Here is a 17196-nt window from a genome sequence, read left to right as displayed (position 1 = left end):
GGGCCTCAGCTGAGGCCCGTTTTTTATTGCGGAAATATCACACTACTGCGCGCATGTTACCGGCGACCAAACATCAAAGCTGTCTTCATCCAGCGCATCTTTTTCGCTGTAGAGAAAACAATGGTCGCCTACCCGCAACGGCTGTGGCGCAAGACTGCCAGCCTCACCGGTTTCAATAAAATCACGTTGCGGCTCTGGCCGCTCACTGCGCACTGCATCCAGCTGACGGCGCAGACGCGGATCGAAAGGCACAGCCTTTAATGACTGCGCGCCGGGCGGTTCACTGGGGGCATCCCATTCCGCACCCCAGTCCGCATCCATATTGACAGCCGGCAGACGCAGTAACGGCGGCGAGATAAATAAAGGTTCAGCGCTTTCTGAGGTTTCCTGCGCGTTATTCAGTACGGCAGGTGCCGGAGCTGCGGGGTTTTCTGCTGCAGGAGTAGCGGGTTGTTCAGGCACGCGTTGAAGAGGCTCATTGTCGGGGACTGTCGGCACAGGCAAAGCAGACTGCAGTTGCAGACTAAGCACTGGCATAAGCTCTGATGGCTTTGCTGCCTGTTGCAGCGGCGCAGCCAACAGCAACAGGTGCAGCAGTAGCGATACACCCAAAGCCAGAATCAGGGGATTGTGCAGCAGATAAAACAAATGAGTAGCGTCCCGTCCTTCGCCGGAACAGGCTCCGGCGGCGGGGATTAGACGCAACTATTGATATCAGGTTCAGCGCAGCAAATCAGCGCGATCGCTCAGAAGTCCATTACAAACCCGCTCAGGCGCGTTCGTATACTACAAAGCTGTAGTTATAAGGATTCGGGCCTTCGGCGGCGAAGTCTTCGCGTGCCACTTCCTGCCAGGCACTGCGTTCAAACTCGGGGAAGAAAGCATCGCCTTCGACTTCGGCGTGAACTTCGGTCAGATACATACGATCAACCAGCGTCAGCGCCTGGCTGTAGATTTCGGCGCCGCCAATAATCATGGCTTCATCCTGACCGTTAATCAGCGCAATGCTCTCTGCCAGTTCGCGGGCAGCCTGCAGCGAGTCGACCACTTTTACGCTGTCGTTCGCATTGGGCGCCTGATAACCGCTCTGACGGGTAATGATGATGTTGGTGCGGCCCGGCAGTGGTTTACCGATGCTTTCATAGGTTTTGCGGCCCATCACAATGGTTTTACCCATGGTGACCTGTTTGAAGTATTTCAGGTCGTTAGGCAGATACCAGGGCAGCTTATTATCGATACCGATAACACGGTTTTCGGCGAGGGCGACGATCAGGGAGAATTTCACAGCCAGCTTCCGTTGTGCAAAAGCGCCATCATACCACTGCGCTTATGCTCCGTCTGGTCTCAGGCGACGTCGCCCTCCAGACACGGCTGGCTTCAGATATGGTCAGGCGCAGCGCGCGACCATCGGCGGGATATCATCAGCCGGCAAAGGCCGGGCAAAGAAAAAGCCCTGATATTGGTCGCAGCCAAAAACCGCCAGAACATCGAGCATTTCACTGTCTTCAACACCTTCAGCAATCACTTTCAGGCCCAGATTGTGGGCCAGATTGATAATTGAGCTGGCAATGGCGGCATCGTGGCTATCGGTGACGATGTCTTTAACAAACATCCGGTCGATTTTCAGGTAGTCGATGGGCAGGTCTTTAAGATAGGCCAGAGATGAATAGCCGGTACCAAAATCGTCAATCGCCACCGATACGCCCAATGTGCGCAGGCGGTTAAGTACCTGTACGCCATGGTCCAGGTTGTACATCAGCGTGCTCTCGGTAATCTCCAGCGTCAGATTCTGTGGTGGCAGGCCGGCATCGGCCAGCAGCTGCTGAATGCTGTCTGCCAGATCCCGCTGGCGGAACTGGCGTGGCGACAGGTTGACCGACAGTTTAGTGTCTGCCGGCACCAGTCCCTGACTCAGCCAATCAGCATATTGGCAGCAGGCATTGCGTAATACCCATTCACCGAAACGCTCGATCAGTCCGGTCTCTTCCAGCACCGGAATAAAGATAGATGGCGACACATCACCCAGTACCGGATGCTCCCAGCGCAGCAGCACTTCAACACCGGCAAAGCGCTGTTCACTGACACTGACCTGAGGCTGATACGCCAGGCGCAGTTCTTCACGCTCCAGCGCATGATGCAGCGCACTCTCCAGACCCACGCGGATCTTGTCTGCCGGTGAACTGCGGTGGCAGAACACATAGCTGACGTTACGTCCTTCGCGCTTGGCCTGATGCAGGGCCAGTTCAGCATGGCGCACCAGCTGCCCGGCGTCGTAACTGACCCGGCTGGCCAGCTCGATACCAATACTGACGGTGGAGAAAATTTCTTCATCGCCAATGCTGAAAGGCTTCTGAAAAGCAGCACTGATTTTATGGGCAACGGCAGCACTCATAGACTCGTTTTCCAGATCACCACTGGCTTCAAGAATCACGGCGAAACTGTTGCCACCCAGACGTGCAACGGTATCGGAACGGCGCAGCGTCTGCTGCAGGCGCTGCGCACAGGCAATCAGCAGCAGATCACCAAACTGATGACCATGCAGTTCGTTCACTACCCGGAAGCGGTCGATATCCACAAACAGCAGACTGACATCCTGACCACGGCGCTGGCTCTGAACCAGACAATGATCCAGCCGGTCCTGAAACAATCCCCGGTTCGCCAGCCCGGTGAGGGGGTCATGATGGGCGGCATGTTTCTGATCAATGTCGTACTGACGGCGAGCCATCGCCATCTGCATCACATGCAACAGCAGGCCGGACTGTGCCTGATGCGAACTCAGTACTTCCTGCACACCGGCGGCAATCAGTCTGGTTTCATCACTAAGGTGCTCAAGCAGAACCACCAGCGGCGCTTCTGGCAGCATCAGCCGCACACGCGCTATCGCAGCTTCCAGATGCCGGTCAAAACGCTTACTGGACAGACAAACCACTCCCTGCTGCGCTTCCAGCCAGGCTGCACAGATGTCATCAAGGGATAACATCTGTTGCAGACTGACATCTGGCAACGGCGGTAACGACAGTGTCTCATCCGCACTGAACAGCAGCAGTGTCGGCAATTCGCTATCAAGTAATGGGTTCACCAGCAGCACCGGCAGTCAAAGATGCCTTCAGTATAGACAAGCATGCCGCAGCGTCCGGCCGGACAACGAGAATTACAAAAAAGAATTGTTACAGCGGAGGTAGCTGTCTGCTCCGCCTCTGCCCAGGGCAGGAACGGAGCGATAGCCGATCAACGGCCGATCAGATGGCGACCGGCGCTTTGATATGAGGATGCGATTCGTAGCCTTCGATCACAAAGTCTTCAAATTTATAATCAAACAGGCTGTCAGGTTTACGCTGAATCACCAGTTTTGGCAGCGCCATAGGCTCACGCAACAGTTGCAGGTCAGTCTGCTCAAGATGATTGGCGTACAGATGCACGTCACCACCGGTCCAGACAAAATCACCCACCTGCAGATCACACTGCTGCGCCACCATATACACCAGCAATGCATAGCTGGCGATGTTGAACGGTACGCCGAGGAAAATATCGGCGCTGCGCTGATACAGCTGGCAGGATAATTTGCCGTCAGCCACATAGAACTGGAAAAACGCATGGCATGGCGGTAACGCCATATTCTCAATTTCGCCGACGTTCCAGGCGCTGACGATCAGGCGGCGCGAGTCAGGATTGTTTTTGATCTGGTTCACCACCTGGGTGATCTGATCAATATGACGGCCATCGGCGGTTGGCCAGCTGCGCCACTGCGAGCCGTACACCGGCCCCAGATTGCCGTCTTCATCGGCCCACTCATCCCAGATAGAGACGCCGTTTTCTTTCAGATAGCGGATATTGGTATCACCACTCAAAAACCACAGCAGCTCATGAATAATAGAGCGCAGGTGCAGCTTTTTAGTGGTTACCAGCGGGAAGCCTTCACTCAGATCGAAGCGCATCTGATAGCCAAAACAGCTGTACGTGCCAGTGCCGGTACGGTCTTCTTTAAAGGTGCCGTTTTGGCGTACATGGCGCATCAGATCGAGGTATTGCTTCATACTTTCTGTTCTCCGGATTTCGGGCTGCGGTAAGCGATAACCAGCAGGATGATCCCTATAACAATCATCGGCAGACTGAGCAGCTGGCCGCGGCTCATCCAGCCAAATAAATCAAAACCGATATGTGCATCCGGCTCGCGGAAGAATTCGGCAATCGTGCGGAACAGGCCATAACCAATCAGGAACATGGCGCTGACGGCTTTCTGTGGCCGTGGCCGGGACGAATAAAACCAGAGGATAACAAACAGCAGGAAACCCTCCAATGCTGCCTGATACAACTGTGATGGGTGGCGTGGCAGCTCGCCGGCACGTGGAAACACCATCGCCCAGGGCACATGCGCCGGATCAGCCACCCGGCCCCAGAGTTCACCGCCAATAAAATTACCGAAACGGCCAAACATCAGACCAACCGGAACCAGTGGCGCGACAAAATCGGCAACGTCGAAGAAGTTCTTCTGATACTTATGCCCAAACCACGCCAGTGCGGCCATTACACCCAGCAGACCACCGTGGAACGACATTCCGCCTTCCCATACCCGTAACAGCCACAAAGGGTCCTGCAGAAATTGCGGAAAATTATACAGCAGCACATAACCGCAGCGGCCACCGAGGATAACCCCCATGGCGCCATAAAAAATCAGATCCGACACCTGCTCCGGCGTCCAGCCTGATCCGGGACGGCGGGCACGGTAATTAGCCAGGCCCCAGGCCGAAGCAAACGCCAGCAGATACATCAGGCCATACCAGTGAATTTTCAGCGGGCCAATCGCAACCGCAACAGGATCAATATCAGGATACGTCAGCATACGGACTTCCTTGCAACAACAGTCAGGCTCAAGCAAAACATCCTATTTTTAACTCCTTATGAAATGCGCTTAAAACAACAGAAATTTAATACCAACCACACACAACAACAGGGCAAAGCCCTTCTTCAGCAATGCCTGATCCAGACGGTGGGCCAGTTGCGCCCCTACTTTGGCAAAGGGCACGCTGGTCAGCACGATGCCGATAATGGCCGGCCAGTACAGGAACCCGGTACTCCATACCGGCAAATCCGCATGATTCCAGCCCGCCGCAACATTACTGATGGCACCGGTCAGCGCAATTGGCAGGCCACAGGCCGCCGAAGTAGCTACCGCCTGGCGCATGGGAATCTTCATCCAGCTCAGATAAGGCACCGTGAAAGTACCGCCGCCAATGCCAAACCAGGACGAACCAAAACCTACCACCGAACCGGCCATAATCAGCCCCCGGTTACCTGGACGCTTACCAGCGCCTTTTGGTTCCAGCCCGAAAAACATTTTCGCCGCCAGTAACAGGGCAAAGACACCGATAATTTTCTGCAGCAGCGGGCCCGGCACAGCGGTAATTAAAGACACGCCCAGCATAGTGCCCAGCACAATGCCGATGCTCATCACACCCACCAGCGTCCAGTCCACAGCTCCCTGACGATGATGCTCACGCACAGAACTGAGCGAGGTAAAGACGATGGTCGCCAGTGACGTAGCCACAGCCATATGAGTGAGCACAGTTTCACTCACCCCCTGTGCGGCAAAAGTAATGACCAGAACCGGCACAATCACCATGCCGCCGCCAATGCCAAACAAACCCGCCAACAGGCCGGCAACGGAGCCAACCGCCAGGAACAGCAGAAAAGTCATCATAGCTATGAAAATTCCGGTTTAAGGGGGCGGCATTATGACCTAAAGTGCGGGCAAAGTCGGCAGCGCCTGCGCAACAGAGCATGCCTGCGGTAACCATTATCAGGAAATACCTATGTGTCTGATCGTACTGAACTGGCAACCACAGGACAGTCAGTGGCTGACCCTGAGTGCCAACCGTGATGAATTCTACCCCCGCCCGGCCAGTGCTCTGGAAGAGTGGAGCGAATATCCGGGGTTGTTTGCCGGACGCGATCTGCAGCAGGGCGGCACCTGGCTTGGTATGACGAAAGAAGGTCGCTTTGCCGCACTGACCAATATCCGCGCTCCCGGCGCCGGACCAGCTGAGCCGCAGTCACGCGGTCATCTGGTGCTGAACTACCTGCGCGAGCCACGCAACCCGGAAAAATATCTGCGCGCCGTACTGGAGAAAGGCGATGCCTACGCGCCGTTTAATCTGCTGTGCGGCAACCGCAGCCAGCTCTGGTATGCCAGCAACTATCCCGAACCGCGACTGGAACGGCTGGAGCCCGGTATTCACACGCTGAGCAATGCCTGGCTGAATACTCCCTGGCCGAAAACCGAACTGGCACGGACGCAGCTACAGCGCTGGCTGCAACAGCCTGGTGGCAGTGCCAGCCTTGCGGCACTGCTTGATCATTACTCCCCCTTCCCCGACGAGCAGTTGCCACAAACCGGGGTTCCACTGGAGTGGGAGCGCTTACTCTCAGCTCAGTTTATCCATGCTCCGGGTTACGGCACCCGCTGCTCCAGTGGCATTCTGGCGCAGCAGGAACGGGTTGAAATAACCGAGCTCAGCTGGGACAGTAACGGCAGAATTGCCGGCCGGGTAACCTGGCCGGTCGATCTTGAATGAGCAGACAATTGCTCACTTTAAGAACAAAGAATTAGCCGCCAGAAATCCGTTAAACAGTCTTCCTGTTACAAAAGAAAAACCTAAGTTGTTGTTTCTTTTGACACCTAGCAAACCAATCGAACGACCGTTTGCAGTCGCTTACAAAATTCTGCGAACGGTAGCGCGATTCCCGTCACATTTTGCTTATCTGGCGTCCATACTTCGTGCATGAACAGCATGAATACACCCCGGAAACCGCAACGCGTCGTCGCACTGACAGGCCTTATCGCCCTGCTGTGTATCGGTCTGTTGTTTGCGGCTCTGGCAGCCAGCATTAATACCAAGCCCTATATGCCGCCGAAGGTGGCGCAGAAGTATATGGAGCACTGGTTAATCGAATCCGCGCGCAATGTGGCGGGAGAAGTGCGGCTGAAACATGTGCAGAGCATTGAGCCTTTTTACCTGCGCCGCGATTATCAGCCAGTATGGATGAACAGTTTTGAACTGACCGAAGCCGGGCGCGAACTGCTGCAGGTACTGCGCGAAACCGCCGCCGACGACTGGCGCAACTACGGCTACGAACTGGCCACCCTCGAACGCGAAACCAGCCGTCTGTCGAATATTCCCAAACAGGCCACTGCGGTTGAAGTGCTGCTGACCGACGCTTTCATTACTTACGCCCAGCAGGCTCTGAACGCTGAGCTGCTACCGGATACCGGCGAGGGCGACCATCCATCGATCCGCAAAGTGTCGGCTGCCAGCAAGCCCGGACAATTCAGTGAAGAACAGATCATCGACCTGCTGAATGACTCCATCCGCCGCAACGAGCTGGACGCTCTGGTTGAAACTCTTACACCATCTCATCCCGGCTACCTGCGTCTGCGCAAAGAACTGAACCGTTACTTAGCCATTGCCAACTCCGGTGGCTGGTATCCGCTGCCGGATAACCTGCAGCTGACAAACAATGAACGTCACCGTCTGGTGCCACATCTGCGCTGGATGCTGGGGCAGTATGGCGACCTGCAGAAAGGTGCCCTGTCCTGGCTGTTTAAAGATGCCGAAGAACGCACCCGCGCACCCGCCGAAGATGAGCCACATGATCTGAGCCGTCCGGAGTTCCTGTTTGACAGTGCTCTGGCTGACGCCTTGCGCCACTTCCAGAAACGTCATCATTTACCCGAAAGCGGTGAGCTGGATGCCAATACGCTGAAATGGCTGAATATTCCGCCTTACCAGATGGCACAGAAAGTCGCCCTGAATATGAAACGCTGGCGCCACCTGCCACGGGATCTTGGCCAGCGCCATGTCATGGTGAATATGGCTGACTACAGCCTGCAGCTGATAAACGGTGGCTCAGTTGAGCTGGATATGAAAGTCATTATCGGTAACCTGCAGCGCCGGACTCCGGTTATGGCACAGAAAATCAGTACACTGGAACTGGCTCCGACCTGGTCGGTACCCAAACGCATTGCGGTAAACAGCCTGCTGCCGAAAATTCGCCGCAATCCGGGTTATCTGGAAGAGAAAGGCTATCAGGTAATCGGCCGGGTCGATGGTGTTGACCAATTTATTTCGCCGTATGCCATTAACTGGAATAAAGTCAGCGCCAGTAACTTTCCTTACCGTCTGGTACAGAAAGCCGGCGATGACAATGCGCTGGGTTCTATCAAATTCCTGTTCCCCAACGATAAAGACATCTACCTGCACGATACCTCACAGCCGCAGCTGTTTAACCTAGACAACCGCGCCTTAAGCTCAGGTTGTGTGCGGGTAGAAAAACCAAGATTACTGGCCGAAAAACTGCTGCGTGGACAGCAGGGCTGGAACCGCCACAATATTGATGCCGCCATCGACCAGAACCGCACTACCCGCATCCGCCTGCAGGATGATGTACCGGTCTATCTGATGTACTGGACTACCTGGGTTGATCAGGACGGTAATCTGCAGGTGCGCGACGATGTCTACAATCGCGATCTGATCGCCGGCCTGCCGCCTACCAATCCTGCCGTCAGCCTGTAACCTTCGCTCGCAAGTGGCGTACAAACGTCAGCCAGTTACATTATTCAGTATGACAAATGTAGCGTTATGTATTTTTGTCTAAGGATGCCCGTTTCTTTTGGCAGGTGTTTGGCATACTCCGCCCATAGCCATACAACACTGAATAACCAGATGTAGCGGAGACGATTCACCATGTTGCAACGACGTCACTTTCTGAAGCAGGCAGCCTGCCTTGGTGCGGCAGGTATTACCGGCCTGAGCAGTACCCGCGCATTCGCCGGGCAACAGGAAGAACGTACTCTGCGCTTGTACAACATTCATACCGGTGAATTCACCACCAGTACTTTCTGGGCGAATGGCCGTTATCTCGACGAAGGTGTGGAATCGTTGGATATTCTGGTACGCGATCACCGTCGCGATCAGGTGATGGCCATGCAGCGAGAGCTGTATCAGAACATGTACCAACTGCAGCAGTTGTTCGCCAGCCATGAACCGCTGTATGTGATTTCCGGTTATCGTGCCCCCGAATCCAACGCCAGCCTGCGCTATACAAGCTCAGGCGTCGCCGAGCACAGTCTGCATATGCAGGGACGTGCCATTGATATCCGGATTCCCGGTGTTTCACACCGCCATCTGCACCGCGCCGCACTGGCGATGGGCAACGGTGGTGTTGGGTATTACCCGAAGAGTGGTTTCGTTCACATTGATACCGGACGCACCCGGCACTGGACAGCCTGATCAGGCTTTAAAAGAAAGGGCGTATCAGTTACGCCCTGGTCCGATAATACGGCCGAAACCAGCCTTCTCCAGCGATAACTGCAGGGTAGCGGTAATAACCGGCGCACTTTCTATCTGCAGCACCTCTGCCAGCAACTGATCAGCCCATTCACGGCTGATGCCGCGAATTACCGATTTAACCTTGGGCAGGTTAGTGGCGTTCATCGACAACATGTCATAGCCCATTGCCATCAGCAATACAGCGCCCAGTGGATTACCGGCCAGCTCACCACAGACACTCACCGGCTTGCCAATTTCGTGCGCCATATCGGCAATCATCTTCAGTGCATTCAGCACCGCCGGGTGAAAGGCCTGATAAAGATCAGCCACCCGTGGATTATTACGGTCCACGGCCAGCAGATACTGGGTCAGATCGTTGCTGCCGACAGAGAGAAAATCCACCCGCTGGCCCAGTTCACGGATCTGATAAACCGCTGCCGGGACTTCAATCATCACTCCGACCTGGGGCATTTCGACGTCAAAGCCTTCTTCCAGAACTTCAGCATGGGCGCGGTAGATCAGGTGTAGTGCTTCATCGACTTCGCTGACGCTGGTAATCATCGGCAGCATAATGCGCAGATTGTTCAGCCCTTCACTGGCCTTCAGCATGGCGCGGATCTGTACCAGAAAGATTTCCGGGTGGTCGAGCGTTACGCGAATGCCACGCCAGCCCAGAAACGGATTAGCCTCACTGATCGGGAAGTAGGTCAGTGCTTTGTCACCACCAATATCCAGGGTTCGCATCGTTACCGGATTCGGGGCAAAGGTTTCCAGCTGCTGACGGTAAATTTTCTGCTGCTCGCTCTCGCTGGGAAAGCGATCCTTCATCATAAACGGCACTTCGGTGCGGTACAGGCCAACACCTTCTGCACCACGTTCCAAACTGCGTACTGCATCGGTAATCAGGCCGGTATTTACCCACAGCGGAATACGGTGACCATCGAGGGTTTCGGCCGGTTCATCACGCAGTACCTGCAGATCTTTCTGCAGCGCCTGCTCTTCATCAAAGATCGCCTGATACTGTTCACGCAGTTCATCGTTGGGACTGGAAAATATCTGTCCGCGGTAACCGTCAACGATCAGCTCCAGACCATGCAGCTGGGCGTAAGGGACATCCACAACCCCCATAACCGTAGGAATCCCCATCGCCCGGGCCAGAATCGCCACATGCGAGTTGGATGAGCCTTTAACCGAGACCAGCCCACGCAGCTTGCCCGGCGGAACCTCACCCAGCATCGCCGGTGTCAGCTCTTCACTAACCAGAATCGTATTGGCAGGAAAATCGTACTCCTGCGCGTGTGCATCACTGCCCTGCAGATGAGCGAGAATACGGGTTCCCAGATCAATGATATCGGTGGCGCGCTCGCGCAGGTAAACATCTTCCATCAGCTGGAAGTGACCAACGTATTGCATGACCACCTGGCGTAATGCGCCCTGCGCCCAGTTGCCGTCACGGATACGTGCTTTGACCTCTGCGCCAAGCGCATGGTCATCCAGCATGTTCAGGTAGACATCAAACAACGCCATCTCTTCCGGGCGCAGTTCGCTGCTGAGTTTCTCGCCTAATATACGGATTTCTTCACGGGCCGCTTCCAGGGCGAGATCAAAGCGCACAATCTCGTCATCAATCGACTCCGCCTCTTTATCCACCACACCACTGAGGTCGGCCGCGGGAGACAACACAAAAGCCTGGCCGAGCCCAACCCCGGGAGCACCCGGGGCGCCGTTAAAACGGGTGCTTTTCTTGCGTTCGCTGGTTGCGGAAGGGATATCGAGAATATTGCCGGTGGCCTCGGCATGGGCAATAACACCAGCCAGCTGCGCCGACATAGTGACCAGAAAGGCTTCTTCGCTTTCGTCAAACTGACGGCTGTCGCGCTGTTGCACCACCATCACGCCCATCAGGCGTTTATGGTGGATAATCGGCACCCCGAGAAAAGACAGAAAGGGGTCTTCACCGGTCTCGGATAAAAAGTGAAAGCGTGGGTGAGTTGGCGCGTTATCGACGTTGATCGGCTCTTCGCGCGAACCAACCAGGCCGACAAGACCCTGCGAAGAGCTGAGGCTGACCCGGCCAACCGCTTCCTGCTTCAGGCCTTCAGTAGCCATCAGCACATAACGCTTACTTTCCGGATCAAACAGATAGACTGAGCACACTTCGGTATTCATGGCCGCACGGATACGTGCCACAACCACTTTCAGAGCATCGCTCAGGTCGGTTGCAGAACTGACTTCCTGTACAATGCGTCTCAGAATATCAAGCATAAACCCTCAGCTGGTTTTCCGTTGCAGCTTGGCAATGCGCGGTGCCAGTTCCGTCATGGCACGACGATACACATCGCGTTTGAATGCAACCACCCCTCCCAGCGGGAACCAGTAACTGACCCAGCTCCAGCCATCAAATTCCGGCTTATCGGTAGCGCTGACGTTGATCCGCGAATCGTCACCCACCAATTTAAGCAGAAACCATTTCTGTTTTTGCCCGACACAAACAGGCCGGCTGTCATGGCGCACCATACGCCGTGGTAAGCGGTAACGTAACCAGCCACGGGTGCAGCCCAGTATCTGCACATCCTGCGCACTCAGGCCAACTTCCTCCATCAACTCGCGATAGAGCGCCTTCTCCGGCGATTCACCTTCTTTGATCCCCCCTTGGGGAAACTGCCAGGCATCCTGGCCTATGCGTCTGGCCCAGAGGACCTGTCCTTTGTCGTTGCAAAGGATAATACCGACATTAGGGCGGTAACCATGTTCGTCAATCACAATGCCGTCCAGTACAGTCTGATGGTTCAAAACTTGCCGATTTCACCACAAAGGTCAAGCAGTTGAAGATAAGGCAGGCAATAACGGGGGCAAGGCATACAGGAATCCGGTGGCGGACTCACCTTAATTCAGACTCTGGGAGACAGGCTGAATTGTCCGGAAATTGCCACAATCCGCCCCCTGGCAGCCGGCATTGTTTAGAACCAATATGTTCGATTATTTCTTCGTTTGAAACTCAGAATTATAAGGAAAGTATGCGCTGTTGCACTTAGAATAGCGACTAATTTTCTAACCGGCACCGGAAAAAGGCTGACTCTCGTGGCACTGGCTATTTTCGATCTCGACCACACCCTGCTGGATGGCGACAGCGACCATGCTTGGGGACAATATCTGGTCGATCAGGGGCTTGCAGACCCTGAACAACACAAGCTCCGTAACGATTATTTTTACGAGCAATATAAGGCCGGCACTCTGGATATTAACGAGTATCTGGCATTTGCGCTTAAGCCTCTGACCCAGTATCCGTTGCAACATATGCTGGATACCCGCGCCGCGTTTCTCAAAGCGCGCATCATGCCGCTGATCTCACAAAAAAGCCGTGACCTTATTGCCCACCATAAGCGTCTGGGTGATACCCTGCTGATTATCACCGCAACCAATGGTTTTGTGACCTACCCGATAGCCGAGCTGCTGGGCATTGAGCATATTATCGCCCCGCATCCGGAGATGCAGGATGAGCGCTATACCGGCAATATTGTCGGTATACCAAGTTTCCAGCAAGGTAAAGTGGTACGCCTGCAGGATTGGTTGCAGCAACAGGGATTTGAACTGGCCGGCAGCTACTTTTACAGTGATTCCCATAATGACCTGCCGCTGCTGGAAATTGTGGATAACCCGGTAGCGGTTGATCCGGATGACCGTCTGGCCGCCATCGCCGCACAGAAAGGCTGGCCAATTATCAGCCTCAGGGATCAGGAGTAAGCCTGTGAAGTACGCAAAGCCGGTGCTGGTCAGCGCCCTGTTGTTAACCGGATTACTGGCCGGCTGTGATCAGCCAGCCCTGCAACAGGACAGCCCTGCAGAACAGACCGCAGATACTGGAAACGAACAGGACAGTATTCCGGACAGCAGTGCATTCGCCGCTCACCTGGGTCTGAGCGCCTACACCGAGGTGTCGATGGCTGCGCAGACCGCGCAGGAACTCGACAGCCGCTTGGCCTCCTTTTTATATCATCCCAACCCCATGAGCCTCGGCGAGGTTCGTCAGGCCTGGCGTAATGCGTACAGCGCCTACCTGCAGACGCTGATCTACGCCAAGCTGCCGATCAACGATCCGCCAGACTGGCACAAAAAAGGCATCGACTATCAGCATACCCTGAGCCTGCTCGACAGCTGGCCAATCGAAGGTGGCTATATCGACCATGTGCCCGGCTATCCGTTCAGCGGCATTGTTAACGACCTGACCCTTGAACTGAATGAAGACAGCCTGCTGGCACAGCACGGCTTCTCCGATCCGAGTTATGCCAGTCTGGGCTATCACGCATTTGAATTTATGCTGTGGGGAGCCGATGGTCAGCGCTCACCACGCGACTTCTTTCCGCAGGAAAATACTGCGCCTGTTGTGGTGGCCAGCGAAGGTGGCAACAACAGCGAAACAGAAACCGGCGATGTTGTGCACAGCGAAGAAAACAGCGCCAGCGTGGATGAGTTACCACTGGATGTTGATATTCAGAACCATAACCGCCGTCGCCAGTACGTACAGCTGCTGAGCGAACAGCTGCAGAAACATTTACACCGGTTGCAACGCCGCTGGGAGCCAAGCAACGGTTACTATGCCAACCTGCTGCAGCGCTCAGAGCCGGATCAGGTATTAAAAGCGGCTTTCAGCGCTACGCAGAAATTGCTGTCAGATGAGTTGCTGGCCAAACGCCTGAGTGGTACCAGCAGTGAGTTCAGCCAGACCACCTGGGCTGATACCGGTGCTATCGTAGCGGGTATTCGCAACCTGTACTTCCCGCTGAGTGAAACCGAAGCCGGCACCGGATTACCGGCTCTGCTTGGCCAGCGCCACGAGGACCTGAGTCTGGAATGGCAGCAGCAGTTACAGCTGCTCGATGACAGTGTGGAAAACTGGAAACAGCAGGGCGTCGCCGATGCAGAAGCGCGTCAGCAATGCCGCCAGCGTATTATCGAGCTGATGTCACTGCTGCAACGTACCGCCAGCGCCCTTAAAGTGCCACTCGCCAGCGCCAACTGAAGCGAACGATCACATAATAAAAAGGGAGCCTGAGCTCCCTTTTTTTATACCACCAGTTTTTATACCACCGCCGGTCGGCTGCCGTTCAGCGGGTCGGTAACACGCGGGCAAACACCGCTTTCAGATAACGGGTTTCGGCGATGGCCGGTAATACCGGATGGTCAGCGCCCTGACTGCCGACATGCTGAATCATCACTTCACGATCCAGCTCACGCCCCATAACGCGCAGCATATCCGGCAGACGATCTTCCGCCAGATGCATGGAACAGGATGCCGCCACCAGCAAACCGTCTTTACTCAGCAGACGCATCGCCAGCTGGTTCAGGCGGTGATAAGCCTGCTCACCGGCTTTGATATCTTTACGACGCGGAATCAGCGCCGGCGGGTCCATCACCACCACATCAAAACGCTCACCGTTATCCTTCAGCTGGCGCAGCGCTGCAAAGGCATCGCCTTCCCAGCAATGTACTTTTTCTGCCACGCCATTCAGCGCTGCGTTCTGCTCTACCCAGTCGAGCGCCTGAGCAGAGGCGTCAACACAGTGTACTTCCGCCGCACCATGATTGGCCGCCTGCACACCCCAACCGCCAACGTAGCTGAATACATCCAGCACGCGCTTGCCTTTAACCAGACGGTTCAGCTGTGCACGGTTTTCACGGTGATCGTAGAACCAGCCGGTTTTCTGACCGTGAATCACCGGCGCCATAAAACGGGTATCGTTTTCTACCAACGGGGCACAATCGTCTTCCAGCGCGCCCTGAATCACTTCCACGTACTCTGGCAAACCTTCGACCGCGCGCAGCTTGCCATCGTTTTTCAGCACGATGCACTGTGGTTTGGCGACTTTATTGACGGCATCAATAATGGCCTGACGACGCAGCTCCATTGCCACACTGGAAATCTGGATCACCACCACATCGCCAAAACGGTCAATCACCAGTCCCGGCAGACCATCGCTGTCACCAAACACCCAGCGGTAACAGGACTGCGGATACCACAATTCACGGCCACTCTGTGCTACCTGCAAACGATGCACAATCAGAGAGGTATCCAGCGTCTGTTTACTGTCACGACTGAACAGGCGCGCACAGATCAGCTGTTCCGGACTGACCACAGCAACTCCCAGCGCTTTGCCGTTGGCGGCTTCGACCACAACTTCAGTACCGGCGGTCATGTTTTTCAGTGGCGTAACAGCGATATCCACTTCATTGCTGTATACCCACAGGTGACCGCCTTTCAGACGGCGTTCAGCCTTGGCTTTGAGTCGCAGTGTCGGGAGCATGATTCACCTCTGGGGCCGGTTACAAAAAGGAGCGCATTATACGCATGCTCTGACAAACTTCCCCAGAAAGCGGTGCTATTCTTGATGACATTCGTTTCCCTTCTCCGGACTTGTCATGCCTCAGCAACTGTCGGAAGAGCAGATACTGCACATCATGCAGGGGATTAAAATCCCGCCACAGCCGCAGATTCTGGTCGATCTGCAAATGGAACAGTTTATGCCCGATCCGGATCTGGGCCGCATTTCCAAACTGATCAGTCAGGATGTTGGGCTGGCCGGTACAGTGCTTAAGGTGGTGAACTCTCCGTTTTATGGCCTTAAAAACCGTATTACATCCGTCGCTCAGGCGGTCAGCCTGATTGGTCTGAACAGTGTGGTTAACATCATCAATGGCTTATCCATTAAAAGTCAGATGAGCGACGAAACCATCGTGAATATGAACCGTTTCTGGGACACCGCGAATGACATATCCCAGGTAGCTACCGCCATTGCCAAACAGGTGGGTTATCCCAATCCGGATATGGCCTATCTGCTGGGTCTGTTTCATAACTGTGGTATTCCGCTGCTGATGGCACGCTTCGATAATTATCTGCAAGTGATGGAAGAGTCTTACGCCCACCCGGAACTGCGGGTGGTGGATGTGGAAAACCAGCATCTGAACACTAACCACGCAGTGATCGGTTATTACACCGCAAAATCGTGGAATCTGCCCAAGCTGCTGTGCGATGTCATTGCTGAACACCACAGCGCCTCGCGCTTTTTTGCCACCAATAATTACAAAGATTCAGAAGGAAAAACGCTGCTCGCTATTCTCAAGCTGGCGGAGCATATCTGCGGAAATTACCGCATTCTTGGCCGTCAGTCAGAAGATCTGGAATGGCAGAATATCGGCAGTGAGGTATTAACCTATCTGGGTTTGGGTGAATACGATATCGAGCAGATGGAGGCTAATTTTGAAGAGCTGGGAATTGGCTACCGTAATTATAAATATTAGACCGGGCATCTGACGCCCGGCCTGTACCGCAACCAATCCCTGTTATTTAATCCCGCGCGTTGATATAGGCCTGCTCGCTCACCGCATGGTAAGCCTTCACCTGATCGCGGTAATTTTTGTACGAGTTATAAACCTTCTGCGCCAGCGGGTCAGCCGCCGACACTTCAGCCACGACCTGCTCCGACAACACCTGCAGTTTGCTCAGCACATCATCCGGAAATGCACGCACATCCACGCCGTGTTTTTCTTTCAGTTCAGTCAGCGCTGCCTGATTACGCGTAGTGTATTCAGCCAGCATGTCTTCATTAACCGCTTTGGTTGCCACCCGCACAATGGCCTGCAGATCCTTTGGCAGTTTTTCGAAGGCGGTTTTATTAATCACAAATTCCATCATCGAACCCGGCTCATGCCAGCCCGGGTAATAATAGTGCTTAGCAACTTTGTATAAACCAAACGCCAGATCGTTATACGGGCCAACCCACTCGGTTGCATCGATGGCACCGGTCTGCAGCGAGGTGAAAATTTCACCGCCCGGCAAAGTCACCGGCGTACCACCGGCACGGGCCAGCACTTC

16 protein-coding genes are annotated in these 17196 nt (G+C 54.7%); 6 read left to right on the top strand and 10 right to left on the bottom strand.

The window, feature by feature from the left end; all coding sequences use genetic code 11:
* Window positions 1-42: 42 nt before the first annotated feature.
* From B3P58_RS04750 to B3P58_RS04725, 6 genes are all read right to left on the bottom strand, one after another.
* Window positions 43-705 (bottom strand): hypothetical protein, encoded by a 663-nt coding sequence (locus tag B3P58_RS04750; RefSeq protein WP_286716346.1) that lies wholly within the window; start codon window positions 703-705, stop codon window positions 43-45.
* 64 nt (window positions 706-769) lie between these two features.
* Entirely contained in the window at window positions 770-1285 is a 516-nt protein-coding gene (locus tag B3P58_RS04745; RefSeq protein ID WP_286716345.1) for a dihydrofolate reductase, read from the bottom strand.
* 102 nt (window positions 1286-1387) lie between these two features.
* Window positions 1388-3079, bottom strand: coding sequence for a putative bifunctional diguanylate cyclase/phosphodiesterase (locus tag B3P58_RS04740; protein ID WP_286716344.1), 1692 nt, complete (start codon window positions 3077-3079; stop codon window positions 1388-1390).
* Between the two features lie 160 nt (window positions 3080-3239).
* A complete protein-coding gene (gene thyA, locus B3P58_RS04735) occupies window positions 3240-4034 on the bottom strand; it encodes a thymidylate synthase (RefSeq protein WP_286716343.1) in 795 nt (264 codons plus the stop codon).
* The gene (gene lgt, locus B3P58_RS04730; protein ID WP_145467022.1) at window positions 4031-4840 is read right to left on the bottom strand and encodes a prolipoprotein diacylglyceryl transferase; all 810 of its coding nucleotides are present in this window, start codon (window positions 4838-4840) and stop codon (window positions 4031-4033) included. Before lgt ends, thyA begins: the two co-directional genes overlap by 4 nt.
* A gap of 69 nt (window positions 4841-4909) precedes the next feature.
* Window positions 4910-5698 carry a sulfite exporter TauE/SafE family protein gene (locus tag B3P58_RS04725; protein ID WP_328296341.1) on the bottom strand — a complete coding sequence of 263 codons (789 nt, stop codon included), beginning with the start codon at window positions 5696-5698 and terminating at the stop codon, window positions 4910-4912.
* A gap of 112 nt (window positions 5699-5810) precedes the next feature.
* Between B3P58_RS04725 and B3P58_RS04720 the strand changes: the two genes are divergently transcribed.
* From B3P58_RS04720 to B3P58_RS04710, 3 genes are all read left to right on the top strand, one after another.
* Window positions 5811-6572 (top strand): NRDE family protein, encoded by a 762-nt coding sequence (locus B3P58_RS04720; RefSeq protein WP_286716341.1) that lies wholly within the window; start codon window positions 5811-5813, stop codon window positions 6570-6572.
* Window positions 6573-6788: 216 nt separating this feature from the next.
* The gene (locus B3P58_RS04715; protein WP_286716340.1) at window positions 6789-8570 is read left to right on the top strand and encodes a L,D-transpeptidase family protein; all 1782 of its coding nucleotides are present in this window, start codon (window positions 6789-6791) and stop codon (window positions 8568-8570) included.
* Window positions 8571-8741: 171 nt separating this feature from the next.
* Window positions 8742-9287 (top strand): DUF882 domain-containing protein, encoded by a 546-nt coding sequence (locus B3P58_RS04710; RefSeq protein WP_286716339.1) that lies wholly within the window; start codon window positions 8742-8744, stop codon window positions 9285-9287.
* Between the two features lie 24 nt (window positions 9288-9311).
* Here B3P58_RS04710 and ptsP read toward each other — a convergent pair whose 3' ends face one another.
* On the bottom strand, window positions 9312-11591 hold the full coding sequence (gene ptsP, locus B3P58_RS04705; protein ID WP_145467031.1) for a phosphoenolpyruvate--protein phosphotransferase: 2280 nt from the start codon (window positions 11589-11591) through the stop codon (window positions 9312-9314).
* A 6-nt stretch (window positions 11592-11597) separates the two neighbouring features.
* On the bottom strand, window positions 11598-12089 hold the full coding sequence (gene rppH, locus B3P58_RS04700; protein ID WP_225691494.1) for an RNA pyrophosphohydrolase: 492 nt from the start codon (window positions 12087-12089) through the stop codon (window positions 11598-11600).
* 318 nt (window positions 12090-12407) lie between these two features.
* On the opposite strand from rppH, the gene B3P58_RS04695 reads away from it, so the two are divergent.
* Both B3P58_RS04695 and B3P58_RS04690 read left to right on the top strand, forming a co-directional pair.
* Window positions 12408-13070 carry an HAD family hydrolase gene (locus B3P58_RS04695; protein ID WP_145467033.1) on the top strand — a complete coding sequence of 221 codons (663 nt, stop codon included), beginning with the start codon at window positions 12408-12410 and terminating at the stop codon, window positions 13068-13070.
* Between the two features lie 4 nt (window positions 13071-13074).
* A complete protein-coding gene (locus B3P58_RS04690) occupies window positions 13075-14346 on the top strand; it encodes an imelysin family protein (protein WP_286716338.1) in 1272 nt (423 codons plus the stop codon).
* An 85-nt stretch (window positions 14347-14431) separates the two neighbouring features.
* Here B3P58_RS04690 and B3P58_RS04685 read toward each other — a convergent pair whose 3' ends face one another.
* Window positions 14432-15631 (bottom strand): class I SAM-dependent rRNA methyltransferase, encoded by a 1200-nt coding sequence (locus B3P58_RS04685; RefSeq protein WP_349676565.1) that lies wholly within the window; start codon window positions 15629-15631, stop codon window positions 14432-14434.
* 112 nt (window positions 15632-15743) lie between these two features.
* Between B3P58_RS04685 and B3P58_RS04680 the strand changes: the two genes are divergently transcribed.
* Window positions 15744-16622: an HDOD domain-containing protein gene (locus B3P58_RS04680; RefSeq protein WP_145467039.1), complete on the top strand. Its 879-nt coding sequence runs from the start codon at window positions 15744-15746 to the stop codon at window positions 16620-16622.
* A 46-nt stretch (window positions 16623-16668) separates the two neighbouring features.
* On the opposite strand, the gene B3P58_RS04675 is transcribed toward B3P58_RS04680, so the two are convergent.
* Window positions 16669-17196 (bottom strand): TRAP transporter substrate-binding protein (locus B3P58_RS04675; protein WP_286716337.1); only part of this gene is annotated, 528 nt, incomplete at its 5' end.

Origin of the sequence: Thalassolituus sp. UBA2009 (genome assembly GCF_002335285.1) — a bacterium.
In the GTDB taxonomy this organism is placed as follows: domain Bacteria; phylum Pseudomonadota; class Gammaproteobacteria; order Pseudomonadales; family Oceanobacteraceae; genus Venatoribacter; species Venatoribacter alkanivorans.
This window is presented reverse-complemented; position numbering and strand designations above follow the sequence as displayed.